The 21,682-nt window shown below is 61.8% G+C and carries 20 protein-coding genes; 10 read left to right on the top strand and 10 right to left on the bottom strand.

The features are described 5' to 3' along the window. Positions 1-155 precede the first annotated feature (155 nt). Both AC07R0_RS01010 and AC07R0_RS01005 read right to left on the bottom strand, forming a co-directional pair. The gene (locus AC07R0_RS01010; RefSeq protein ID WP_495103435.1) at positions 156-404 is read right to left on the bottom strand and encodes a hypothetical protein; all 249 of its coding nucleotides are present in this window, start codon (positions 402-404) and stop codon (positions 156-158) included. Positions 405-460: 56 nt separating this feature from the next. After that, entirely contained in the window at positions 461-1,102 is a 642-nt protein-coding gene (locus tag AC07R0_RS01005) for a hypothetical protein (protein WP_495103434.1), read from the bottom strand. 228 nt (positions 1,103-1,330) lie between these two features. Here AC07R0_RS01005 and dinB point away from each other — a divergent pair, with 228 nt between their 5' ends. The 3 genes from dinB to AC07R0_RS00990 all read left to right on the top strand — a co-directional run bounded on the left by dinB (position 1,331) and on the right by AC07R0_RS00990 (position 4,038). Further along, a complete protein-coding gene (dinB, locus tag AC07R0_RS01000; RefSeq protein WP_495103433.1) occupies positions 1,331-2,569 on the top strand; it encodes a DNA polymerase IV in 1,239 nt (412 codons plus the stop codon). A 93-nt stretch (positions 2,570-2,662) separates the two neighbouring features. Then, positions 2,663-3,595, top strand: a complete 933-nt coding sequence (locus tag AC07R0_RS00995; RefSeq protein ID WP_495103432.1) for a DUF3034 family protein — start codon at positions 2,663-2,665, stop codon at positions 3,593-3,595. 11 nt (positions 3,596-3,606) lie between these two features. Next, positions 3,607-4,038, top strand: a complete 432-nt coding sequence (locus AC07R0_RS00990) for a group I truncated hemoglobin (RefSeq protein ID WP_495103431.1) — start codon at positions 3,607-3,609, stop codon at positions 4,036-4,038. Between the two features lie 81 nt (positions 4,039-4,119). On the opposite strand, the gene AC07R0_RS00985 is transcribed toward AC07R0_RS00990, so the two are convergent. Further along, entirely contained in the window at positions 4,120-5,784 is a 1,665-nt protein-coding gene (locus AC07R0_RS00985; protein WP_495103430.1) for an AMP-binding protein, read from the bottom strand. 143 nt (positions 5,785-5,927) lie between these two features. After that, entirely contained in the window at positions 5,928-7,265 is a 1,338-nt protein-coding gene (locus AC07R0_RS00980; RefSeq protein ID WP_495103429.1) for a dicarboxylate/amino acid:cation symporter, read from the bottom strand. Positions 7,266-7,449: 184 nt separating this feature from the next. Here AC07R0_RS00980 and AC07R0_RS00975 point away from each other — a divergent pair, with 184 nt between their 5' ends. Then, on the top strand, positions 7,450-8,313 hold the full coding sequence (locus AC07R0_RS00975) for an LOG family protein (protein ID WP_495077124.1): 864 nt from the start codon (positions 7,450-7,452) through the stop codon (positions 8,311-8,313). Between the two features lie 7 nt (positions 8,314-8,320). Here AC07R0_RS00975 and AC07R0_RS00970 read toward each other — a convergent pair whose 3' ends face one another. The 5 genes from AC07R0_RS00970 to AC07R0_RS00950 form a co-directional block, all read right to left on the bottom strand. Continuing rightward, a complete protein-coding gene (locus AC07R0_RS00970; protein WP_495103428.1) occupies positions 8,321-9,499 on the bottom strand; it encodes an MFS transporter in 1,179 nt (392 codons plus the stop codon). Beyond that, positions 9,496-10,824, bottom strand: a complete 1,329-nt coding sequence (locus tag AC07R0_RS00965; protein ID WP_495103427.1) for a DNA recombination protein RmuC — start codon at positions 10,822-10,824, stop codon at positions 9,496-9,498. Before AC07R0_RS00965 ends, AC07R0_RS00970 begins: the two co-directional genes overlap by 4 nt. Positions 10,825-10,833: 9 nt before the next feature. Beyond that, positions 10,834-11,820, bottom strand: coding sequence for a 2-hydroxyacid dehydrogenase (locus tag AC07R0_RS00960; RefSeq protein WP_495103426.1), 987 nt, complete (start codon positions 11,818-11,820; stop codon positions 10,834-10,836). Further along, positions 11,817-13,013 (bottom strand): nicotinate phosphoribosyltransferase, encoded by a 1,197-nt coding sequence (gene pncB / locus AC07R0_RS00955; protein WP_495103425.1) that lies wholly within the window; start codon positions 13,011-13,013, stop codon positions 11,817-11,819. Before pncB ends, AC07R0_RS00960 begins: the two co-directional genes overlap by 4 nt. A 127-nt stretch (positions 13,014-13,140) precedes the next feature. Next, positions 13,141-14,733, bottom strand: coding sequence for a methyl-accepting chemotaxis protein (locus AC07R0_RS00950; RefSeq protein ID WP_495103424.1), 1,593 nt, complete (start codon positions 14,731-14,733; stop codon positions 13,141-13,143). Between the two features lie 436 nt (positions 14,734-15,169). Here AC07R0_RS00950 and AC07R0_RS00945 point away from each other — a divergent pair, with 436 nt between their 5' ends. From AC07R0_RS00945 to AC07R0_RS00925, 5 genes are all read left to right on the top strand, one after another. Then, on the top strand, positions 15,170-16,168 hold the full coding sequence (locus tag AC07R0_RS00945) for a sugar ABC transporter substrate-binding protein (RefSeq protein WP_495098220.1): 999 nt from the start codon (positions 15,170-15,172) through the stop codon (positions 16,166-16,168). Between the two features lie 75 nt (positions 16,169-16,243). Then, a complete protein-coding gene (locus AC07R0_RS00940; RefSeq protein ID WP_495077117.1) occupies positions 16,244-17,203 on the top strand; it encodes an ABC transporter permease in 960 nt (319 codons plus the stop codon). A 2-nt stretch (positions 17,204-17,205) separates the two neighbouring features. Next, the gene (locus AC07R0_RS00935; RefSeq protein WP_495103423.1) at positions 17,206-18,000 is read left to right on the top strand and encodes an ATP-binding cassette domain-containing protein; all 795 of its coding nucleotides are present in this window, start codon (positions 17,206-17,208) and stop codon (positions 17,998-18,000) included. An 11-nt stretch (positions 18,001-18,011) separates the two neighbouring features. Continuing rightward, complete coding sequence (locus AC07R0_RS00930) at positions 18,012-18,464, top strand: RbsD/FucU family protein (RefSeq protein ID WP_495077115.1); 453 nt, start codon at positions 18,012-18,014, stop codon at positions 18,462-18,464. Beyond that, a complete protein-coding gene (locus AC07R0_RS00925; RefSeq protein ID WP_495077114.1) occupies positions 18,461-19,669 on the top strand; it encodes an ROK family transcriptional regulator in 1,209 nt (402 codons plus the stop codon). Before AC07R0_RS00930 ends, AC07R0_RS00925 begins: the two co-directional genes overlap by 4 nt. A gap of 135 nt (positions 19,670-19,804) precedes the next feature. Here the strand turns inward: AC07R0_RS00925 and AC07R0_RS00920 are convergent, their stop codons facing one another. Further along, complete coding sequence (locus AC07R0_RS00920; protein WP_495103422.1) at positions 19,805-20,746, bottom strand: histone deacetylase family protein; 942 nt, start codon at positions 20,744-20,746, stop codon at positions 19,805-19,807. 214 nt (positions 20,747-20,960) lie between these two features. On the opposite strand from AC07R0_RS00920, the gene AC07R0_RS00915 reads away from it, so the two are divergent. Next, on the top strand, positions 20,961-21,515 hold the full coding sequence (locus tag AC07R0_RS00915; RefSeq protein ID WP_495077112.1) for a phasin family protein: 555 nt from the start codon (positions 20,961-20,963) through the stop codon (positions 21,513-21,515). Positions 21,516-21,682: the final 167 nt, after the last annotated feature.

Here is a 21,682-nt window from a genome sequence, read left to right as displayed (position 1 = left end):
ACAGAATTTTCCGCACCCAATTCGCTCTTATTTTCGTAGCCTCTTACCCATGTTTTCTTTGCGCTAAGTCAGGTTTTGTTCAATAAACCAATTGCCGCCTCCCTGTGCCCCCATGCACGGAAAAGACTGTTCACCCTAAGAACCAGTTCAAGGGCTTAAGGCTTACGCCACAAATTGATTGCGAATTTCATCAGAAACACCCCGACGGCGCCTAGCAGTACGGCGGGCAGCAGGATACCCGAGCCATCTGCCTCCACGCCGCCAGCGGTGTGGCTTGGCATTGCCGCAGAGTTTGGTGCGTATTCGGCGCTGAAGTAAAAGTGCAGTGATGCGAGCAGCAGCCACATGGCCCAACCGAGCACCGCGGCGGCGAGCCCTCCAACGACCACCGAGATTTTGCGCAATGCAAGTTCCTTTCAATGCCTCAACGTAGTGGTGTTATGCAAGATCTCACGTACGCCTACTTCAGCTCCGCATAACTCATCTCACCGATCTTCTTTGCCAGCGTATCAATACCAAGCCATGCATTTCGATAGTAGTCTTCAACGGCGTAGTTTTTGCCTTGATAGGCAATGACTGCCTTGATCTCATCTTTGCCTGCAAAAGCGCCGGCCAGGAATCTGGCTGCATCTCCCCGGGCTACGTACTCTTTGATGGTGAGGTTGGCGTAATTCACCTTAGAAACTTTGCGCCCTGCCTTGCTCGCTGCCTCGTTGTAGCCCTCAACAATGAGACTCGGAATGGTGGACTTAACCGCACAAGTACCGCAGTCAATTGTGACCTGCAGCGCTGGCACTTCAGCCACTAAAGGAGTTGACTGCGCGCCAACGCCAGTACCTGCGTTTGTGTTTGTAGTTGTTGGGGTCGTGCTGGCACAACCAGAAACGAGGATGGCAACAGATGCGACCACTATGCCAACGTTATTTTGAATGCTCAAGAAGATGCTCCCAGTAGAGGTGGTAACGAATAGATTAATGAAGCCTAAAAAATAGCGCTTATCGGCCCAGCAACGATGCAAGAAAAAGGTGATTTTTATGCATGGCGCTTTCGCCTTGTTGGACTGACTCCACGCCCAGGAACGGAGTGGGATCAAGGGATGCATTAGGGGCTCTCTGATCCCACCCAGCCAACATATCCAAATTATGTCCCGGTGCTACGCATCGCAGCCATCTTCGGTATGTGCCGCGTGAACCCAACAAGCCCGGCCCACGCCAGGCCATGTGACACGGGCCCTGGCAGCCGCAAACCAACCCCCACAAATACCAGGTGACTTCCCTTGACGGGTTGCAAGCACCACAGGAACAATCCACAACATCTTTATACTGTTTAAATGCACAGCCCCCGCCGCATCGCCCACCTCGACATGGACGCGTTCTACGCCTCCGTGGAGCTGCTGCGCTACCCGCAGCTCAAGGGCTTACCGGTGGTGATTGGCGGCGGGCGGCGCAAGGAGGACGAGGCCTTGCGGCTGGCGCATGGCGGCGCCTTGGCGGACATTCCGGTGGCGGCATTTCCGGTGCTGAAGGACTATGTGGGGCGCGGCGTGATCACCACCGCCACCTACGCGGCGCGGCAGTTTGGCGTAGGCTCGGCCATGGGGCTGATGAAGGCCGCCAAGCTGTGTCCGCAGGCGATTTTGCTGCCGGTGGACTTTGAGGAAATCCGCCGCTATTCGCGCCAGTTCAAATCAATTGCCACCAGCATCGTGCCGGTGATGGAAGACCGCGGGGTGGACGAGATCTACCTGGACTTCACCGAGGTGCCTGGCGGCCAGCGCGAGGGCGGGCGGGTGCTGGCCCGGCTGATCCAGAAGGCCATACAAGACGCCACCGGCCTGACCTGCTCGGTAGGCGTGGCGCCCAACAAGCTGATCGCCAAGATGGCCAGCGAATTCAACAAGCCCAACGGCATCTCCGTGGTCCATGAAAGCGATGTGCAGACCCTGATCTGGCCGCTGAGTTGCCGCAAGATCAACGGCATAGGCCCCAAGGCCGGGGAAAAACTGGCAGGCCTGGGCATACAGACGATTGGCGAGCTGGCCGCGGCCGAACCGCAGTGGCTGGTGGGCCATTTCGGCAAGGCCTATGGTGCCTGGATGCATGAGGCCGCCCATGGTCGCGATACGCGCCCGGTGGTGACCGAGAGCGAACCCGTGTCCATGAGCCGCGAAACCACCTTTGACCGTGACCTGCACGCCGTCAAAGACCGGGCCGAGCTGGGCGCGGTGTTCACCCGGCTGTGCGAACAGGTGGCTGCCGACCTGCAACGCAAGGGCTATGTGGGCAAGACGATTGGCATCAAGCTGCGCTATGACGACTTCAAGATCGCCACGCGCGACCACACGCTGAGCCTCCCCACGGACGACGCCGTGCGCATACGCCAGGCCGCAGGCCAGTGTCTGAAGCGTGCGCCGCTGGACAAGCGGCTGCGGCTGCTGGGCGTGCGGGTGGGGTCACTGAGCAAGCGCGATGCCGCCGCGGATAGTTCAGATAAAAATATGCCTCCAGCGCAGGTAGTACCTGCACGAGCAGCTATCCATTTGGAAGCACAGACGGGCTGGCTGTTTTAGGCGTGGGCCGAAGCACCGGGCCTTCCGTTATGGCTTCTGTATCCGAATGTAGCTTTACGTTATTCTGTGTCGCCTGCAGCTTCGGAAGCTTTTATGAGACAAAAATACCCCACGCTGGTCCTGGCTGCACTAGCTCTGTGCAGCCCGTGGGCGCTGGCCGATACCGGCAAGCTGCTACTGACCGGCGGAGTCAGCAGCATCGACGGTACAGCCGGCGGCGGCCTGGGGCCTTGGGCCGTGATTGGCAGCAATGCGACCGAGCGCGAAATCGGCGCCAGCGCGGCCATCACCCGCCTGCATACCCAGGACTACGGCCTGACCGTCGCCAGCGCGGCCGTCGGCATCCATGACCGGGTGGAGCTGTCGATCGCGCAGCAGGACTTTGATGCATCGCCAGCATTGGCGCTGAACAGCATTGCCACCTTTGGCGTCACGCCGGGCCAGCACATCAAAATGGACATTCTGGGCGCCAAGGTCCGCTTGGCGGGCGACGCGGTGCTGGACAGCGACAGCTGGATGCCGCAGATCGCCGTGGGCCTGGAGCACAAGACCGTGCACCCCGGCTCGCTGGGCTCGGTGCTGGACTTTCTGGGCACCCAACGCAGCGGCACCGACCTGTATGTCAGCGCCACCAAGCTCTTCCTGGCGCAGGGCCTGTTGGTCAACACCACACTGCGCAGCACCAATGCCAACCAGAACGGCCTGCTGGGCTTTGGCTCGGCCGCGCCAGGCAAAAACCAGCGCAGCCTGCAGCCTGAAGTGTCGGTGGCCTATCTGTTGAGCAAAAACCTGGCCCTGGGTGCCGAATACCGCTTCAAGCCGAACAACCTGGAAGCGCTGGGCGCGGCCGCCGGCCTGGGCTCGGCGCTGCGCGAGGACAACTGGGCCGATGTGTTCATCGCCTGGGCGCCCAGCAAGAACCTGTCGTTGACCCTGGCCTATGTAGACCTGGGCTGCATCGTGCCGGGCGTCACGTCCGACCGCAAACAGACCGGGGCCTATCTGTCGGCCCAGATCGCATTCTGAGGAGCCACACCATGCCCGCCATCCGCCTATGGACCGCCGCCGCTGCGCTGTGCATTGCCTGCTGCGCCCAGGCCCAAACCAGCACCGCCGCGCTGTACCAGTCGCTGGGTGAAAAACCCGGCATCACCCTCCTGATGGACGACTTTGTGAACCGGCTCAAGGCTGACCCGCGTATAGGCAAGATGTTTGACGACATCAAGCCCGCCTACCTGAAGGAACAGCTGACCGACCAGGTCTGCGAAATCAGCGGCGGCCCTTGCAAGTACGAGGGCGAGGAGATGAAGAAGTCGCACGAGAAACTGGGCATAGACAAGGCCCAGTTCAATCTGCTGGTGGAAATACTGCAACGCGCCATGGATGCGCGCGGCATTCCGTTCACCGCGCAAAACCAGTTGCTGGCCAAGCTGGCGCCCATGCACCGTGAAATCATCACAGTGCACTGAGCCCCCACGCGCTTTAAACAAAAAGAGCTGCCAGCGCAGATAGCACCTGCGCTGGCAGCTCTTTATTTAATAGCAGTCCAGTTAAGGCGTTGTACGCAGCTCGCGCCGCAGCATCTTGCCCACGGTGGACTTGGGCAGAGCGTCGCGGAACTCCACGCTGCGCGGGCGCTTGTAGCCGGTGAGCTGCTGGGCGCAGAAGTCCAGCAGTGTGGCCTCGCTGAGGCTGGCGTCTTTTTTCACCACAAACAGCTTCACCGCCTCGCCCGTCGCCGCATCGGGCACGCCCACGGCCGCACATTCCAGCACCAGGGGGTGGAAGGCGGCCACGGCTTCGATCTCGTTCGGGTAGACGTTAAAGCCGTTGACCAGGATCATGTCCTTCTTGCGGTCCACGATACGCACATGGCCCTGCGCGTCCATCACGCCCACGTCGCCGGAGCGGAAGTAGCCGTCGGCCGTCATGGCGGCGGCGGTGTCCTCGGGGCGCTGCCAGTAGCCGGCCATCAGCTGCGTGCCCTTGATGGCGATCTCGCCGGCCACGCCGGGGGCCACTTCCTGGCCGGCATCGTCCACGATGCGCAGGTCCACGCCCGGCAGAGGCAGGCCGATATGGCCGGTGAAAGCCTGCAAATTGGTGTGGTTGGACGTGACGGCGGAGGCGGTTTCCGACAGGCCATAGCCCTCGGTGATGGGGCAGCCGGTGGCCGCCAGCCACTGGCTGGCCACCGCGGCCTGCACCGCGCTGCCGCCACCGTTGGAAATACACAGCTCGCTGAAATCCAGCTGACCAAAGTCGGGGTGCTGCAGCAGCGCGTTGTACAGGGTGTTGACTGCGGGGAACATATGCAGCTTGTAGGGCTTGAGCTGTTGCAGCATGGCGGACTGGTCGCGCGGGTTGGCGATCAGGATGTTGCGCCCGCCGGCCCGCATGCCCAGCAGACTACACACCACAAACGAAAACACGTGGTACAGCGGCAGCGCGCAGACAATGGTGAACTGCGTTGTGCGCACACGGCGCGCCAGGCCCGGGCGCATCCAGGCCTCGCAGGCCAGCAGGCTGGCGGCCAGGGTGCTATGCAGCAGGGTGGCGCCCTTGCTCACGCCCGTGGTGCCGCCGGTGTACTGCAGCACGGCCGGGTCGCTGGGCTGGATCTGCGGCCGCTGGAATGGCAGGCCATGGCCCTGGCGGATTGCATCGACCAGGCGGCTGCGGCCGTCTTCACGCGGTGCGGCGGCCGGTGCCGCCACCAGCGCGGGCAAGGCCTGGCCTGCGGGCAGACCCAGCAGGTCCGCACCGCCCACCACCAGCACCGTCTTGACATCGGTTTGGGCCAGGATGGCGTCCAGCGTGGGCAGAAACGGCTCCAGCACGATGATGGCCTTGGCGCCCGAGTCCTGCAGCTGGTGCAGCAGCTCGTGCGGGGTGTACAGCGGGTTCACGTTGACGGTGATGCAGCCGGCGCGCAGCACGGCCGCCATCGCCACCGGGAAGCTCAACAGATTCGGCAGCATGGTGGCCACACGGTCACCCGGCTGCAGCCCCTGGGCCTGCAGCCAGGCGGCCAGCGCCAGGGATAGGGCGTCGACATCGCCATACCGCAGGGCATGGCCCATGGACACATAGGCTTCGCTGTCAACGTGCTGGGCAAAGCTCTGCTCCAGCATGGCCACGACATCCGGGGTGGCCGAAGTGTCAAGGGTGGTGGGCATGCCGGGCGGATAATGGGCGTGCCAGGGGCGTTGCATGGTGTTTCTCCGTAGATGGGACAAGTCGCTCAAATATAGCGCCCTCCTTCACGTGCTTTTCAGAGCCCCATGAAAAAGGCCCTTTCCGCAATTGCAGAAAGGGCCTCCAGCTATCCTAAAGATAGCATTTATAGACGAAAAAACTAGGCAGCCATCTTGGCGGTTTTTTCATCCAGCAAGACTTCGGGCGCGTTCGCCTCGACCCAGGTTTCCTGGTTCAAGCCGGCGTGCAGGCGGTCCATATCGAGGTCGCCGGTCCATTTGGCAACCACCAGGGTGGCCACGCCGTTGCCCACCAGATTGGTCAGCGCACGGGCTTCGGACATGAAGCGGTCAATACCCAGGATCAGCGCCAGGCCGGCCACTGGCACATGGCCCACGGCAGACAGGGTGGCAGCCAGCACGATGAAGCCGCTACCGGTCACGCCGGCCGCACCCTTGGAGGTCAGCAGCAGCACCAGCAGCAGGGTGATCTGCTGGCCGATGTCCATCGGGGTGTCGGTGGCCTGGGCGATGAACACCGCGGCCATGGTCAGGTAGATAGAGGTGCCGTCCAGGTTGAAGGAATAACCGGTGGGGATCACCAGGCCAACCACAGACTTCTTGGCGCCCAGGTTTTCCATCTTCTCCATCATGCGCGGCAGCACGGATTCGCTGGACGAGGTGCCCAGCACGATCAGCAACTCTTCCTTGATGTACTTGATGAACTTGATGATGCTGAAGCCGTGCAAACGGGTGACGATGCCCAGCACCACCAGCACAAAGATCAGGCAAGTCAGGTAGAAGGTGCCCATCAGCTTGCCCAGTGAGAACAGCGAGCTGATGCCGTACTTGCCGATGGTGAAGGCCATGGCTCCAAACGCACCAATGGGGGCCACCTTCATGATCACGCCGACGATGCTGAACAGCACGTGCGAGAACTTCTCGATGAAGTCAAACACCTGGGTGCCACGGCCACCAAACTTGTGCAGCGAGAAGCCGAACAGCACGGCGAACAGCAGCACCTGCAGGATCTCGCCCTTGGCGAACGCGTCCACCACCGAGGTGGGGATGACGTTCAACAGGAAGTCCACCGTGCCGGTCATCTTGCCCGGACCGGTATAAGCGGCGATGCCCTTGGTGTCCAGCGTGGAGGCATCCACATGCATGCCGTTACCGGGCTGTATCAGGTTCACCGTAACCAGCCCCACGATCAATGCCAACGTGCTCATGATCTCGAAGTACAGCAAGGCCAGGCCGCCAGTCTTGCCGACCTTCTTCATGTCTTCCATGCCGGCAATGCCCACCACCACGGTACAGAAAATGATGGGTGCAATGATCATCTTGATGAGCTTGATGAAGCCATCGCCCAGGGGCTTCATTTCGGCGCCCAACTCGGGGCGGAAATGCCCGAGGGCAATGCCGATCGCCACGGCGAACAGCACTTGCACATACAGGGAAGCGTAAAACGGCTTCTTGGGGACGGAGGGGTTCGCTTGCATAGGGCGGCCTTTTCAGGAGTAGGAGAAAAATACGCGGCCACATCACCGCACATATTGCAAGCAACTTTAGGCCCGAAAACCGGCCGCGACAGTGTGGAAAATACCGCCCCAGGGCCTAGGGTTTACCCCGGTATTTCTTTTACCCCACGGGCAAACTGACACGATTTACGCTCACAATGTCTCCATGGAAAACACAGACAAACTCAACGACCGCAACGTTGCCCTGGCCTGGGCGGAACTGCAAGCCCACGCCAGCGCGGGCCAGCCTCTGGAGGCCGATGCTTACCGCCTAGCCTTTGCCGACCCGGAGTTTTTGCTGCGCCGCGAAACCCGAGGCATACGCTTCCAACTGGAAATGCTCAAGCCCGACCTGGAGCAGCAGGAACAAGGCATAGAGAACACGGTGGTGGTGTTTGGCAGCGCCCGTTTCCCGGCGCCCGACGATGCGCAACGTGAACTGGCCGCAGCACAAGCCGGCGACGACGCCACCGCATTGAAGGTAGCCGAGCGCCGCATGCGCAATGCCCATTACTACGACCAGGCCCGGCTGTTTGCCCGCCTGGTGGCCCAGTACAGCGCCGACCAGCCCGCGGAAGACCGCCTCTACATCTGCACCGGTGGCGGCCCCGGCATCATGGAAGCAGCCAACCGCGGCGCACATGAAATGGGCGCGCTGAACGTAGGCCTGAGTATTGCCCTGCCGCATGAGCAAAGCGGCAACCGCTATGTGTCGCCCAGCCTGAACTTTAAGTTCCATTACTTTGCGCTGCGCAAGATGCATTTCATGATGCGCGCCAAAGCCCTGGTGGCCTTCCCCGGCGGCTTTGGCACGCTGGACGAACTGTTTGAGGTGGTCACCCTGGTGCAAACCGGCAAGGCCAAGGCCGTGCCTATCATCCTGTTCGGCACCGACTACTGGAAGGGGCTGCTGAACTTCGACGTGCTGATAGAAGAAGGCGCCATCTCCCCAGCCGACCTGAAGCTGTTCACCTACGTGGACACGCCGGAGGAAGCCTGGAGCGCCATGCAGGCGTTCTACAAGCTGTAGAGCCTGTTCAAGACTCGCCGAAGTCGGCGGTCTTGAGCTGCCAGGCGGTGCGGGTGCCGCTGCCCACCACCACACCCACCACCCAGAACAGGCCAGCCACGCCGATGTAGGCGCTGGCCAGGCCAAACAGCATGGGCATCATCACGCTGGATGCGTTGATGGTCATCAGGCGCAGACCCAGCGCCTCGCCATGGCGGTGCTCGGGCGTAATCTGGTGCAAGGTACTCATCACCATGGGCTGCACCGAGCCCAGCACCAACCCCAGCAAAACCGAGCATGCGCCCATGGCCACCGCGCCCTGCAGCAGCGGATACACCGCAAACAACAGTGCCGTGGCACCCATGGCACCGGTAATCACCGCCCATTCGCGCAAATGTTGGGCCACCAGGGGCATGACCATGCGCACCACGGCCGCCGCAATGGCGAACACCCCCAGGATGGTGCCTATGGTGGAGGCACTCAGGCCGCGCTCATGGCCCAGGATGGGCACCACAAAGGTATGCACATCCCAGCAGGACGACAGAAACCAGTTCACCAGCAGCAGGCGGCGCAGCATGGGGTCGTGCAGCAAATCCCACACCCGGGCCTTGGCCGCGTTGGCTGGCGGGTGGATGGGCGGCAGCTCCTGCACACCGCGCACCAGGGCCCAGGTCAACACAGGTAACAAGGCCAGCATGGCAAACGCGGCGCGGTAACCGAAGATGTCGCCCGGCGCCGCGCCCGCATAGTCGATCAACAAGCCGGCCCCGAACGGCCCGATGAAGTTGGACACCGCCGGCCCCATGGCCAGCCAGCTGAACACCTGCTTGAGTTGGGTCGAACCCTCCACCGCCCGGCCCACATGGCGCTGCAACGCGATCACGGCTACACCGGTCGCCCCGCCCGACAGCAAGGCGCTGAGACACAGCACTGGGTAGACCGGAAACACAGCCGCCAGTCCGGCTCCCAGCACCGCCATGACCACGCTGCCGGTGACCGGCAGGCGCAAGCCGTTGCGATCTGCAAAACGCCCGGCGGGCAAGGCCAGGAACACCTGGGTCAGAGCAAACAGGGCCAGCAGGAAGCCCACAGAGAAAGCACTGTATCCGGCCTTCAGGGCCAGCAAGGGCGAGGCCAGACGCAGCCCAGTCATGCAAGCATGCAGGCAGATTTGGGCCAGTATCAGACGCGCCAGGGCCAGGGTCATGCCGGCCCGTCGTCCAGATCGGCCTGCGCGGGCAACAGAGCCTGCGCCTCTGCGTCCGGCAAGGCCTCGACCACTTTCAGCGCGCGGCGCATCTGCCGGGTACGGGTGTCGGCCTTGTCCAACGTGTCGGAGGCTTTTTGCACCTGCTCGCGGATGCGTGCCACCCATTCGCCGTAGCGCTCGAACTCGGTCTTCACCGCGCCCAGCACCTTCCAGACTTCAGACGCCTGCTGCTCCAGCGCCAGCGTGCGGAAGCCCATGTGCAGGCTGTTCAGCATGGCCAGCAAGGTGGTCGGCCCAGCCAGGGTCACGCGGTAGTCGCGCTGCAGACTGTCCATCAGACCGGGGCGGCGCAAGACCTCGGCGTACAGGCTCTCGATTGGCAAAAACAGGATGGCGAAGTCGGTGGTATGCGGCGGCGCCAGGTAGCTCTCGGCAATGGATTTGGCCTCGGTGCGAATGCGCGCCTCCAGCGCCTTGGCAGCTGCCTCGGCAGCAACAGCGTCGGCGCGCTCGTGCGCGTCCAGCAGGCGCTCGTAGTCGTCACGCGGGAACTTGGCGTCTATCGGCAGCCAGACCGGAGCACCGTCGGCGCTGCGGCCCGGGAAGCGCACCGCAAAGTCCACGCGCTGGTTGCTACGCGGCTTGGTCTCGATCTGCTTGCCGTATTGCTCCGACGTCAACACCTGTTCCAGCAGGTTTTCCAGCTGCACCTCACCAAACATGCCACGGGTTTTGACGTTGGTCAGCACGCGCTGCAGGTCACCCACGCCTTGGGCCAGCGACTGCATCTCGCCCAGGCCTTTGTGCACCTGCTCCAGCCGGTCAGCGACTTGCTTGAAGCTTTCGCCCAGGCGGGTTTCCAGGGTGTTTTGCAGCTTCTCGTCCACGGTCTGGCGCATCTCATCCAGCTTGGCGGCATTGCTTTGCTGCAGCTGCTGCAGCTGGCTTTCCAGCGTGGCGCGCACCTCGCCGATGCGCCGGGCGTTGGACTCACCCAAGGCCTGCAGCTGGGTGCTGAGCGTGTCAGACAGTGTCTTTTGCAACAGCGCTAGTTGCTGGGCAAAGGCGTCAATCTGCGTGTTCTGCGTGCGGGTGGCCTCGGCACTTTGCTGTACCAGGCTGCGCTGGAAGGTGGCGAAGCTGGTAGCCAGCTCTTGCCGGTCGGTGCGGGCGGACTCGGCGATCTCGCGGCGCAGCTCCTGGGCCAGCCGGTCCATCGCCGTGTGGTCGGGTGCGGCGGGCTTGCGCAACAGCAGCAAGGCGAGCAACAGCAGGTTCAGCACGCCCAGGCCAGACAACAGGCCCCATTCGATTCCGGTCATGAGTGCTATTTATTTCGTAGCTAGCTGCGCAAGGTTTATGGGCGTGAGTGGCTTGTTTTTTATAAGAAAACCGACGAGGTTGTCGGTGGCCAGCTGGGCCATGGCGGTGCGCGTGGCGACGGTGGCGCTGGCGATGTGCGGGGTCAGCACCACGTTCGGCACGGTCAGCAAATCAGGGTGGACCTTCGGCTCGCCCTCGAACACGTCCAGGCCAGCGGCGGCGATGCGCCCCTCACGCAGAGCCACGGCCAGGGCCGCGTCGTCCACGATGCCGCCTCGGGCGATATTGACCAGGGTGGCGGTGGGCTGCATCAGCGCCAGCTCGGCAGCACCTATGGTGTGGTGCGAGGCGGCCGAATACGGTACCACCAGCACCACGTGGTCGGCGGTCTTCAGCAGCTCCTCCTTGGACACGTAGCGGGCCTTGCATGCGGCCTCGGTCGCGGCGTCCAGGCGGGAACGGTTGTGGTATACCACGTTCATGCCAAAGCCGTGGGCGCCACGCCTGGCAATGCCCTGCCCTATACGGCCCATGCCGATGATGCCCAGCGTGCTGCCGTGGATCTCGGCGCCAGCAAACATGTCGTAGCTCCACTTCTTCCACAGGCCTGCACGCAGGAAGTGCTCGCTCTCGCAGACACGACGGGCAGTGGCCATCAACAGCGCAAAGCCGAAGTCGGCCGTGGTTTCGGTTAGCACATCGGGCGCATTCGTGGCCAGCACGCCGGCCGCGCTCATGGAGTCGATGTCGAAGTTGTTGTAACCCACGGCCATGTTGGCGCAAATACGCAGCTGCGGGCAGGCGGCCAACACCTCGGCATCGATGCGTTCGCTGCCGGTGGTGAATGCCCCCACCTTGCCCTGCAAATGGGTGATGAGGTCGGCCTTGGTCCAACTGGCATCGTCCTGGTTGGACTCCACTTCAAAGTGCTGCTCCAGCTGGGCAATGATGGACGGGAATATCTTGCGGGCGACGAGGATGGCGGGTTTGGTCATGTAGGGGTCTCGATTTCAAAAACCTGGCGCAGGTAGGCGATGTACTTCTCGTCGTCGCACATATTCTTGCCCGGGCTGTCGGACAGCTTGGCCACGGGTTGGCCATTGCAGCGGGTGAGCTTGATGACGATCTGCAGCGGCACGTGGTTGGGCGGGTCGCCCATGTCGTTGGTCAGGTTGGTGCCGATACCAAAGGCCAGCAGGCAACGGCCGCGGAACTGCTGGTACAGCTCGATGGTGCGCGGCACCGTCAGGCCGTCGCTGAAGATCAGGGTCTTGGTCAGCGGGTCCACGCGGTTCTGCTTGTAGTGCGCCAGCAGGCGCTCGCCCCAGCGGAAGGGGTCGCCGCTGTCGTGGCGCGCGCCGTCGAACAGCTTGCAGAAGTACATGTCGAAGTCGCGTAAAAACGCGTCCATGCCGTAGACGTCGCTGAGGGCAATGCCCAGGTCTCCACGGTATTCCTTGGCCCACATTTCAAAGCCGAAGACCTGGCTGTCGCGCAATCGCGGGCCCAGCGCCTGGCAAGCCTGCAGGTACTCATGGGCCATGGTGCCGAGCGGTGTCAATCCTAATTTCATAGCATAGAACACATTGCTGGTGCCCGCGAACTGGCCTTTTACGCCTGCACCCAGGCGGGCCACCAGCACCCGCAGCACTTCCTCGTGCCAGGCTTTGCTGAAGCGCCGGCGGGTGCCGTAGTCGGCAATCTTCAGTTCCTGCAGGCCATCGGCACGCAGCTGCTGGATCTTGGCGTCCAGGCGGCGGCGGCCCTCGATAAAGTCGGGCACCGGCTGGGTGTTGCGGAAATAGACCTCGTTGATGATGGCCAGCACCGGGATTTCAAAGGGAATCACGTGCAACCAGGGGCCCTGGATGGAAATCTCGATCTCGCCGCTGGGCAGGGGCGTGACCTGGATGTATTTCTCGTTCAGCCGGAACAGGCCGAGAAAATCCACGAAATCGCTCTTGATGAAGCGCATGGAGCGCAGGTAGGCCAGCTCAGCCTCCTGGAAACGCAGGCTGCACAACGAGCGGATTTCGTCGCGTATCTCTTCTACAAACGGGGCCAGCTGGACGCCGGGGTTGCGGCATTTGAACTTGTACTGGACCTGCGCCGCAGGGAACTGGTGCAGCACCACCTGCATCATCGTGAACTTGTAAAGGTCGGTGTCAAGCAGGCTGGTGATGATCATAGAAAGCGTGGCCGCCAAGGCCCCACAACGCGGTAGCTAAAGAAGTGCCGCAAAGTGTAGGGGATTCACGCCAACGCGACCCGTTGGAGAACCATAGGCCTCCAGCCAGGCTGGCTTTAAGGCCGGTTCATGCGCCTAAGCGCAATGCCCCGGCCACCGGCGCCGCCGGGATATGGCCGTAGCCATCACGCAGCTTGAATACCGCCACCACCTGCACCAGCTCGTTGGACTGGGCACGCAGGCTGTTGGCGGCGGCGGCCATTTCTTCCACCAGGGCGGCGTTCTGCTGCGTCACTTGGTCCATCTGGGTGACGGCCTCGCCGACCTGGGCCACGCCCATGGACTGCTCGTTACTGGCGGTACTGATCTCGCCCATGATGTCAGTCACCTGTTTGATGGAGTTCACCACCTCGGCCATGGTGGCACCCGCCTGGTCCACCTGGGCCGTGCCCTGGGCCACGCGCTCCACACTGGTACTGATGAGGTGCTTGATCTCTTTCGCCGCGTCGGCGCTACGCCCGGCCAGGCTGCGCACCTCGCTGGCCACCACGGCAAAACCACGGCCTTGCTCGCCCGCACGGGCAGCTTCCACGGCAGCGTTCAAGGCCAAGATATTCGTTTGGAAGGCAATGCCGTCGATCACGCTGATGATGTCGCTGATCTTCTTCGAGCTGTCGTTGATGCCCTTCATGGTCTCGACCACCTGGCCCACGGCCGCGCCACCCTTGGCGGCCACCTGGGATGCTTTCATCGCCAGTTCGTTCGCCAGCCGAGAACTGTCGGCGTTTTGCCGCACATTGGAGCTCAGCTCCTCCATGGAGGCCGCAGTCTGCTCCAGCGCGCTGGCCTGGCTCTCGGTACGCGCGCTCAGGTCATCGTTGCCCTGGGCGATTTCGGCACTGGCGGTGGCCACGTTTTCAGAGCCGGAACGCACATTGGTCACCACCCGCTCCAGGCTGGACTGCATCTCACCCAGGCTGCTCAGCAATTGGCCCACTTCGTCGGTGCGCTGGCCGTTGATGCGGGCAGTCAGGTCTCCAGCAGCCACACGGCGTGCCAAACCGATCGCGTCATGCAGAGGCAGCACAATGCCACGCGCCAGGTGCCAGGCAGCGGCTGCCGCCAACACAAAGGTGAGCACAAACGCCAGCGCCGCAATGCGCACCAGGTTACGGTGCTGGACCTCGCTGCTGGACAGCGCCGCTGCCACATTGGCGTCCTGGATCGCCACCAGATGGCTGATCGCATCTATCCATTGGTCCTGCACCGGGCTGACCTTGGTAACCAGGATGGAGGCCGCGGTATCCGGGCGGAAATTGCTGGCGTACTCTTCGGCCTTTTGCAAGGGCTCCAACGTGTCCTGCTCCAGCTTGGCGGCTTTAGCCAGGTCCGCAGCCTCCTCCGCGGTGGGTTCCAACTGGGTGAAGCGGGCGAGATTCTTCTTGTAGACCTCTTTCAGGGCGCGCAGGCCATCCACTTCTTTTTTCATTTCGTCCACGTCGGAGCGCAAGCCGATATTGCGTGCCTGCAGACCCTGTCGGAACACCGTGTCGCGCATGGCACCGGCAACTTCCCTGCGTTCCTTGGCCTTGTTAAGCGCACTGTCAAACTGGACCCGGCCCTGCGCATCCAGCACGAACGTGGCCACCAGCACCAGGGCTGGTAACACCAGTGCCATGCCCACGGCCAGATACAAACGCTGCGAAATCTTGAGATTCATGGCCGTACCTCCCATACATGGGACGGCCCCATGGCACGCAAACCCGATTCAGTTGTTTCAAACATGCTGCTGTGTTCCTTGTGTCCATACCTGTTGGCATCTGCGATGCCCGCGCGTCCGCTCAGCTAGCCGCTGTACGCACTGACTATCTCTTGGAAGCAGCAGCGCACCCATACTGGTTTACCATTAATCAAGTCGATTGATTTATTGGAGCATCGCAGGCTGCGGCACCAATACGTATCCACAGAAAACAGATACGCAAACCACCAAGAGTCCCGACTATCCGGCAATCGCACACAGATGACACTAGGGTTTTCGATAAGTAAAACAAATTGATTTAGTAACTATAGTTCGCTGCCCGCCTGAAATTCAGCTTGTATTTCAACGGCACCTGCCCCCAACCGAACCCTGTGTTCATTCCTATCCTGGAGACAACATGAAGAAGTCCACCGCTACCCTGGTACTTTCCGCCATTGCTTTCGCTGCTACCAGCGCCTGCGCTGCCGAGCCCGTGATCGGCCTGATCACCAAGACCGAAACCAATCCCTTCTTCGTGAAAATGAAAGAGGGCGCGCAAGCCGAGGCCAAGAAGCTAGGTGCCAAGCTGCTCAGCGCAGCCGGCAAGGCAGACGGTGATAACGCCGGGCAGGTGACGGCCATTGAAAACATGATCGCAGCTGGCGCGAAGACCATCATGATCACCCCCAATGACTCCAAGGCCATCGTCCCCAGCATCAAGAAGGCCCAAGCCCAAGGCGTGATGTTTATCGCCCTGGACAGCCCCACTGACCCCGTGGAGGGCACGGACGCCCTGTTCGCCACCGACAACTACAAAGCCGGTGTTCTGATTGGCGAATACGCCAAGAGCGCCATGGCTGGCAAGCCCGCCAAGATTGTGACCCTGGACTTGTTCCCTGGCCACCCTGTGGGCGCACAACGCCATAACGGCTTCATGAAAGGCTTTGGCCTGGCCGCAGCTGACGCCAAGAGCAACGAGCTGTCCAAGACCGCTGAAATCGTTTGTATGGCCGACAGCTTTGGCGACCAGGCCAAGGGCCAGACTGCCATGGAAAACTGCCTGCAGAAGAATCCTGACGTGAACGTGGTCTACACCATCAACGAACCCGCAGCTGCCGGTGCCTACCAGGCACTGAAGGCCGCAGGCAAGGAAAAAGACGTGCTGATCGTGTCGGTGGACGGTGGCTGCGCAGGCGTGAAGAACGTCAAGGCCGGCATGATCGCCGCCACCTCGCAACAGTACCCGCTGAAGATGGCCAGCATGGGCGTGGCTGCTGGCGTGGCATTCGCCAAGGACGGCAAAAAGGCCTCCGGCTACACCGACACCGGTGTGACGCTGATCACCGACAAGCCACAAAAAGGCGTGGACAGCAAGGACACCAAAGTTGGTATGGACTTGTGCTGGGGCAACAAGTAATCTGGCTCTGAACTGAACCGTGGGGCGCCTGTTTGCGCGGGCGCCCTATTCCCTCCCTTCATCCCAAAGACCACCATGGCTAGCCTCAAAGAAAAACTACCCCCCATAGGCACACTGGGGCCATTTATCGCCCTTTTCATTGCGTGCATATTTTTCGCGACGCAAAACGAACGCTTTCTCTCTGCAACCAATTTCTCACTGATCCTGCAACAGGTGATGGTCGTGGGTGTTATCGCCATCGGCCAAACACTGATCATTCTGACCGCCGGCATCGATTTATCCTGCGGCATGGTGATGGCCCTGGGCGGCATCGTGATGACCAAGGTGGCGGCTGAATTCGGCCTGCCTGCACCGCTGGCCATACTCTGCGGTATCGCAGTCACGGCATTCTTTGGCCTGGTCAACGGCCTGCTGGTAACCCGCATCAAGCTGCCCCCGTTCATCGTGACGCTGGGCACACTGAACATCGCGTTTGCAATTACGCAGCTGTATTCCAACGCCCAAACCATGACCGATGTGCCCCCCCTGATGACAGCACTCGGCACTACTTTCCGCATCGGCGGCACGGCTGTCGCCTGGGGCTCGGTGGTCATGCTGCTGCTGTATTTGGGTGTGTGGTTCTATCTGCGTGAAACCGCATCCGGTCGCCACGTCTACGCCGTAGGCAACAACCCCGAAGCTACCCGTCTAACCGGTATTCCGACCGAACGCGTACTGCTGGGCGTCTATGTGCTGGCAGGTATCTTCTACGGCATCGCCTCCCTGCTGTCCGTGGCCCGCACTGGCGTGGGCGACCCCAACGCCGGCCAGACCGAGAACCTGGACGCCATCACCGCCGTGGTGCTGGGTGGCACCAGCCTGTTTGGTGGCCGCGGCATGATTCTGGGTTCGCTGGTCGGAGCCATCATCGTGGGCGTGCTGCGCAACGGCCTGACGCTCATGGGTGTGCAGTCCGTCTACCAGGTTTTGATCACCGGTATTCTGGTGATCCTGGCCGTCACCATTGACCAACTTTCACGCAAGGGAGCCCGTTGATCATGGCTAACGACGCAAAAATTGTGATGCGCGCCACTGGCTTGGTGAAGCGCTACGGCCAGGTAACGGCCTTGGATGGAGCAGACTTCGAGTTGCGCGCCGGTGAAATTCTGGCCGTGATTGGCGACAACGGCGCGGGCAAATCGTCTCTCATCAAATGCCTGTCCGGCGCCACGATTCCCGACTCCGGTGAAATCCAGCTCGACGGCGAGAACATCCACTTCAAGAGCCCCATGGATGCCCGTAAGGCCGGCATCGAAACGGTATACCAGGATTTGGCTGTGGCCGCTGCCATGTCGATCTCGGAAAACCTGTTCCTGGGCCGCGAAATCCGCCGCGAAGGCTTTATGGGCAATGTGCTGCGCATGCTCGACAAGAAGAGGATGCTGGAGCAAAGCATCGCCCGCATGAACGACCTGAAAGTAGGTATCCGGTCCATGACCCAGGCGGTGGAAACCCTATCGGGTGGACAACGCCAGTGCGTGGCAGTTGCCCGCGCTGCCGCTTTTGCCCAGCACGTGGTGATCATGGACGAACCCACGGCCGCCCTGGGCGTCAAAGAAGGCAATATGGTGCTGGAGCTGATCCGCCGGGTGCGCGACAAAGGCCTGTCGGTGGTGCTGATCTCGCACAACATGCCGCATGTATTTGAAATTGCCGACCGTATCCACGTGGCCCGCCTGGGCAAACGCGGCTGCGTGTTGAACCCCAAGGCCATCAGCATGGCCGACACCGTTGCGGTCATGACCGGGGCCATTCGCCCCGACGAGCTGCCTGCCGGTTGCCTGGCGAATTGAAAGACTGACGCATGCTCAAAGGAATTGATCCACTGCTCACGCCCGAGCTGTTGAAGGTTTTGGCGGAAATGGGGCACGACGACGCGGTTTTGTTGGCCGATGCCAACTTCACCGCAGTGCGCCTGGCTGCTGGCAAACCGGTGCTGCGCTTACCCGGTGTCAGCATGCTGCGGGCGGTGCAGGCCGTCAACTCGGTGCTGCCACTGGCGACAGATGTGGAGTCACCGGTGGCGTTCATGCAGGTCTCGGATACCACCGCGCCCTATCGCTCGGGCCTGCAACGCGAGGTGCTGGAATTGCTGCAGCCCAGCCTGCAGCCGGGCCAGAACCCCGAGCCTATCGAACGCTTTGCGTTTTACGAACGGGTGCGCAACATCTACGCCATCGTGTTGACCGGTGAACTACAGCCGTTCGGCAACTTCATTCTGCGCAAAGGAGTGATCGGCGAAAATCTACGCCCATGACTCCCCCTCTAGCCTCGCCCCTGCTGCGCCCGCGCGGCTCCAACCATGTGGGCATGCGCCAGTTCAACGAACGTGTGGTGCTACAGGCCATCCGCCAGCACGGCAGCCTGCCCAAGGCCGAACTGGCGCGCATTACCAGCCTCACGGCCCAAACGATAGGGCTGATCACCTCCCGCCTGGAAGAGGACGACCTGCTGCTGCGCCACGAGCCCGTGCGCGGGCGCATCGGTCAGCCGTCCGTCCCTCTCGCGCTGAATCCAGACGGCGCGTTTTCCATAGGTATCAAGGTCGGGCGGCGTGGTACCGATTGGTTGCTGGTGGACTTCACCGGCAAGGTACGCCAACGCCTGACCCTGCCCTATGCCTTTCCCGATGCAGCCACGCTTCTACCGGCCTTGGGCCAGCACCTGGCCACGCTGTGCGATGCGCTGGGGCCGCTGAGCCCTCGCCTGGTTGGCATCTGCGTAGCCGCGCCCTTCCAGCTCGGCGGTTGGCACAAGATGCTGGGTCTGTCAGAAGCCCAGTCCAGTGCCTGGAACCAGATTGACCTGGGTGCCGAGGTGCAAGCCATGACCGACCTGCCGGTCAGCTTTGCCAAGGATGCCACCGCAGCCTGCGTGGCCGAGTTGGTGGCGGGCCAAGGCCGCAACCTGAAGACCTTTCTCTACCTGTTTGTCGATACCTTCGTGGGTGGCAGCCTGGTCATCAACTCGCATCTGCACGCTGGCATGCGCGGCAATGCCGGAGCCGTGGCTTCACTGCCCATGTATCTGGCGCAAACGACCGGCGCCGCACCCGAGCAATTGCTGGTCAATGCCTCCCTGTGGGAGCTGGAACAACGCCTGCAAGCCCACGGTCTGGACCCCAGCGCAGCCTATGATGAACGCGCAATGCAAGCCCCGTTTGCCACAGAAACCCAGAAATGGGTGACCCGTGCCGCCAACGCCCTGGCGCACTGCGTGGTCAGTGGCACGGCGTTTCTGGCTCCGGAGGCCGTGGTGATCGATGGTTCCATGTGCCGCCCGCTGTTACAGCAACTGCTGGCCAGCACCCAACAGGCGCTGAAAGACTACAACTGGGAGGGTCTGTGGCCCACACCCATCGTGGCAGGCAGCATAGGCTCGGACGCGCATGCCCTGGGCGGAGCCCTGCTGCCCCTGCACTCCAACTTTGCACCCGACCGGGATCTGTTCCTCAAAGCGTAAACATCGCCCCCTAAAACGGCACCTCGCCGTGGAACTGTTCCGCCAGAAAATCCAAGAACCGCCGTACCGATAACACCATGCACGGCGCAACGGCAACACCGGCCAGCGCAGTGGGTGAGATCAAGGCACAGATGCCTAAAGCCCCAAGGCCTGCCAACGCCGCCAGTACTCCAGCGCCACGGTGTAGGTGTTGACCTGCACCTGCACCGTCTGCTCCAGCTGCGTGCCGTAGCCGCCGGCCATGGCAAACGCCAGGGGCAGACGGCGCTGCCAGGCCCAGTCAAAAACACGACGATCGCGCGCCTGCAATCCATCAAAACTGAGCTTCAGGCGCCCCAAACGGTCTCCCTCGAACGGGTCGGCACCAGCCAGGTAGATCACAAGATCGGGTTCAAAGCGCTGGCCCAACTGCTCCAGCGCGTTTTCCAGCGCCTCCAGATAGGCCACGTCGCCGCAGCCGTCGGGCAAGCCCACATCCAGGTCACTGGCCTGTTTAAGAAACGGGAAGTTCTTTTCTCCGTGCAATGACAGGGTGAAAACGCTGGCATCCCCTTGGAAGATGCTCGCCGTGCCATCGCCCTGGTGCACATCCAGGTCCACCACCGCCACCTGCAAAGGCCTGCGGTGCATGCGCCCCCACTCCATCTGCGCTACGCGAGCGGCAATGGCCGCATCGTTGAACACACAGAAACCCGCCCCCTTGTCGGCACGCGCATGGTGCGTGCCCCCCGCCATATTCGCGGCAATACCCTGCCCGGCCATGGCGTCACGCACCGCCGCCACCGTAGCGCCCGCTGAGCGGCGTGAGCGCTCCACCATGGCCTGGCTCCAGGGAAAGCCGATGTCCCGCATCACCTGCGGCTGCAGTTGCACGATAGACCCATCCTCCAGCGACTGGATATAGGCGGGATGGTGGGCCAGGGCCAGCTCTCCATCACTGGCACGCGGCGCCTCACGCTGCACGACCTGGGCCAGCTCCGAGGCCACGCGGTCGCGCAACATGCGGTACTTGGCCATGGGGAAACGGTGACCCGCAGGCAGGGGCAGCACAAAGTGGTCGGAGTAGTACGCGTGCATGGAAATCGCTATCGCAATGTGACTAAGGTGCAGGCCCCACCTGGGGATAGAGTCGAGTATCTAATGTGCTGCAGCGCAGCATAAAAGCCTTGCATGCCAGAACAGGCGGCCTATAATTTAATCCATGCTGCACTGCAACATAAACCGGCGGATAGCCAGTCTCAGCGCAGATGTTGGATCTTTTACCGTTTCTTAATTAACTGGAGATTTTTATATGATGACCGCTGAACAAGTTCTGGCCTCCCACAAAGCTACCGTTGAAACCCTGTTTGGTCTGACGACCAAGGCTTTCGAAGGCGTTGAAAAGCTGGTGGAACTGAACCTGACCGCTTCCAAGGCAGCCCTGTCCGAAGCCGCTACCCACTCCCAAGCTGTTCTGAGCGTGAAAGACGCCCAAGAACTGCTGGCCCTGCAAGCTGGCCTGCTGCAGCCCCTGGCTGAAAAGACCGCCGCTTACAGCCGCCACCTGTACGATATCGCCCAAGGCACCAGCGCCGAATTCGGCAAAGCCATCGAAGGCCAAACCGCTGAAGCCCAAAAGAAGGTTGCTGGCCTGATCGAAAGCGCTGCCAAGAACGCCCCGGCCGGCTCCGAGTCCGCCGTGGCTGTGCTGAAAAGCGCCGTGACTGCTGCCAACAACGCTTTTGAATCCGTTCAAAAGGCTGTGAAGCAAGCTTCCGACGCCGCTGAAGCCAACTTCAAGGCTGTTGCTGCTACCGCTGTGAGCGCCGCTGGCACCACCGCCGCTGCCGCTACCAAGAAGCGTTAATTCGCCAAGGGCTTTCCTGGCTGCATGCCAGGGCCCGAACGGACAGTCCTGATTTGAAGCCTAGGTTTCCACCAGTTGTCTCCTCGGGTCCTTTCGACGCCATCAGGCTCAGGGATCCCTTACAGGCCTCGTCGCAAGACGGGGCCTTTTTTTATGCCCGTTTACTT

Source organism: Rhodoferax sp. GW821-FHT07F03, from assembly GCF_059418745.1.
This window is presented reverse-complemented; position numbering and strand designations above follow the sequence as displayed.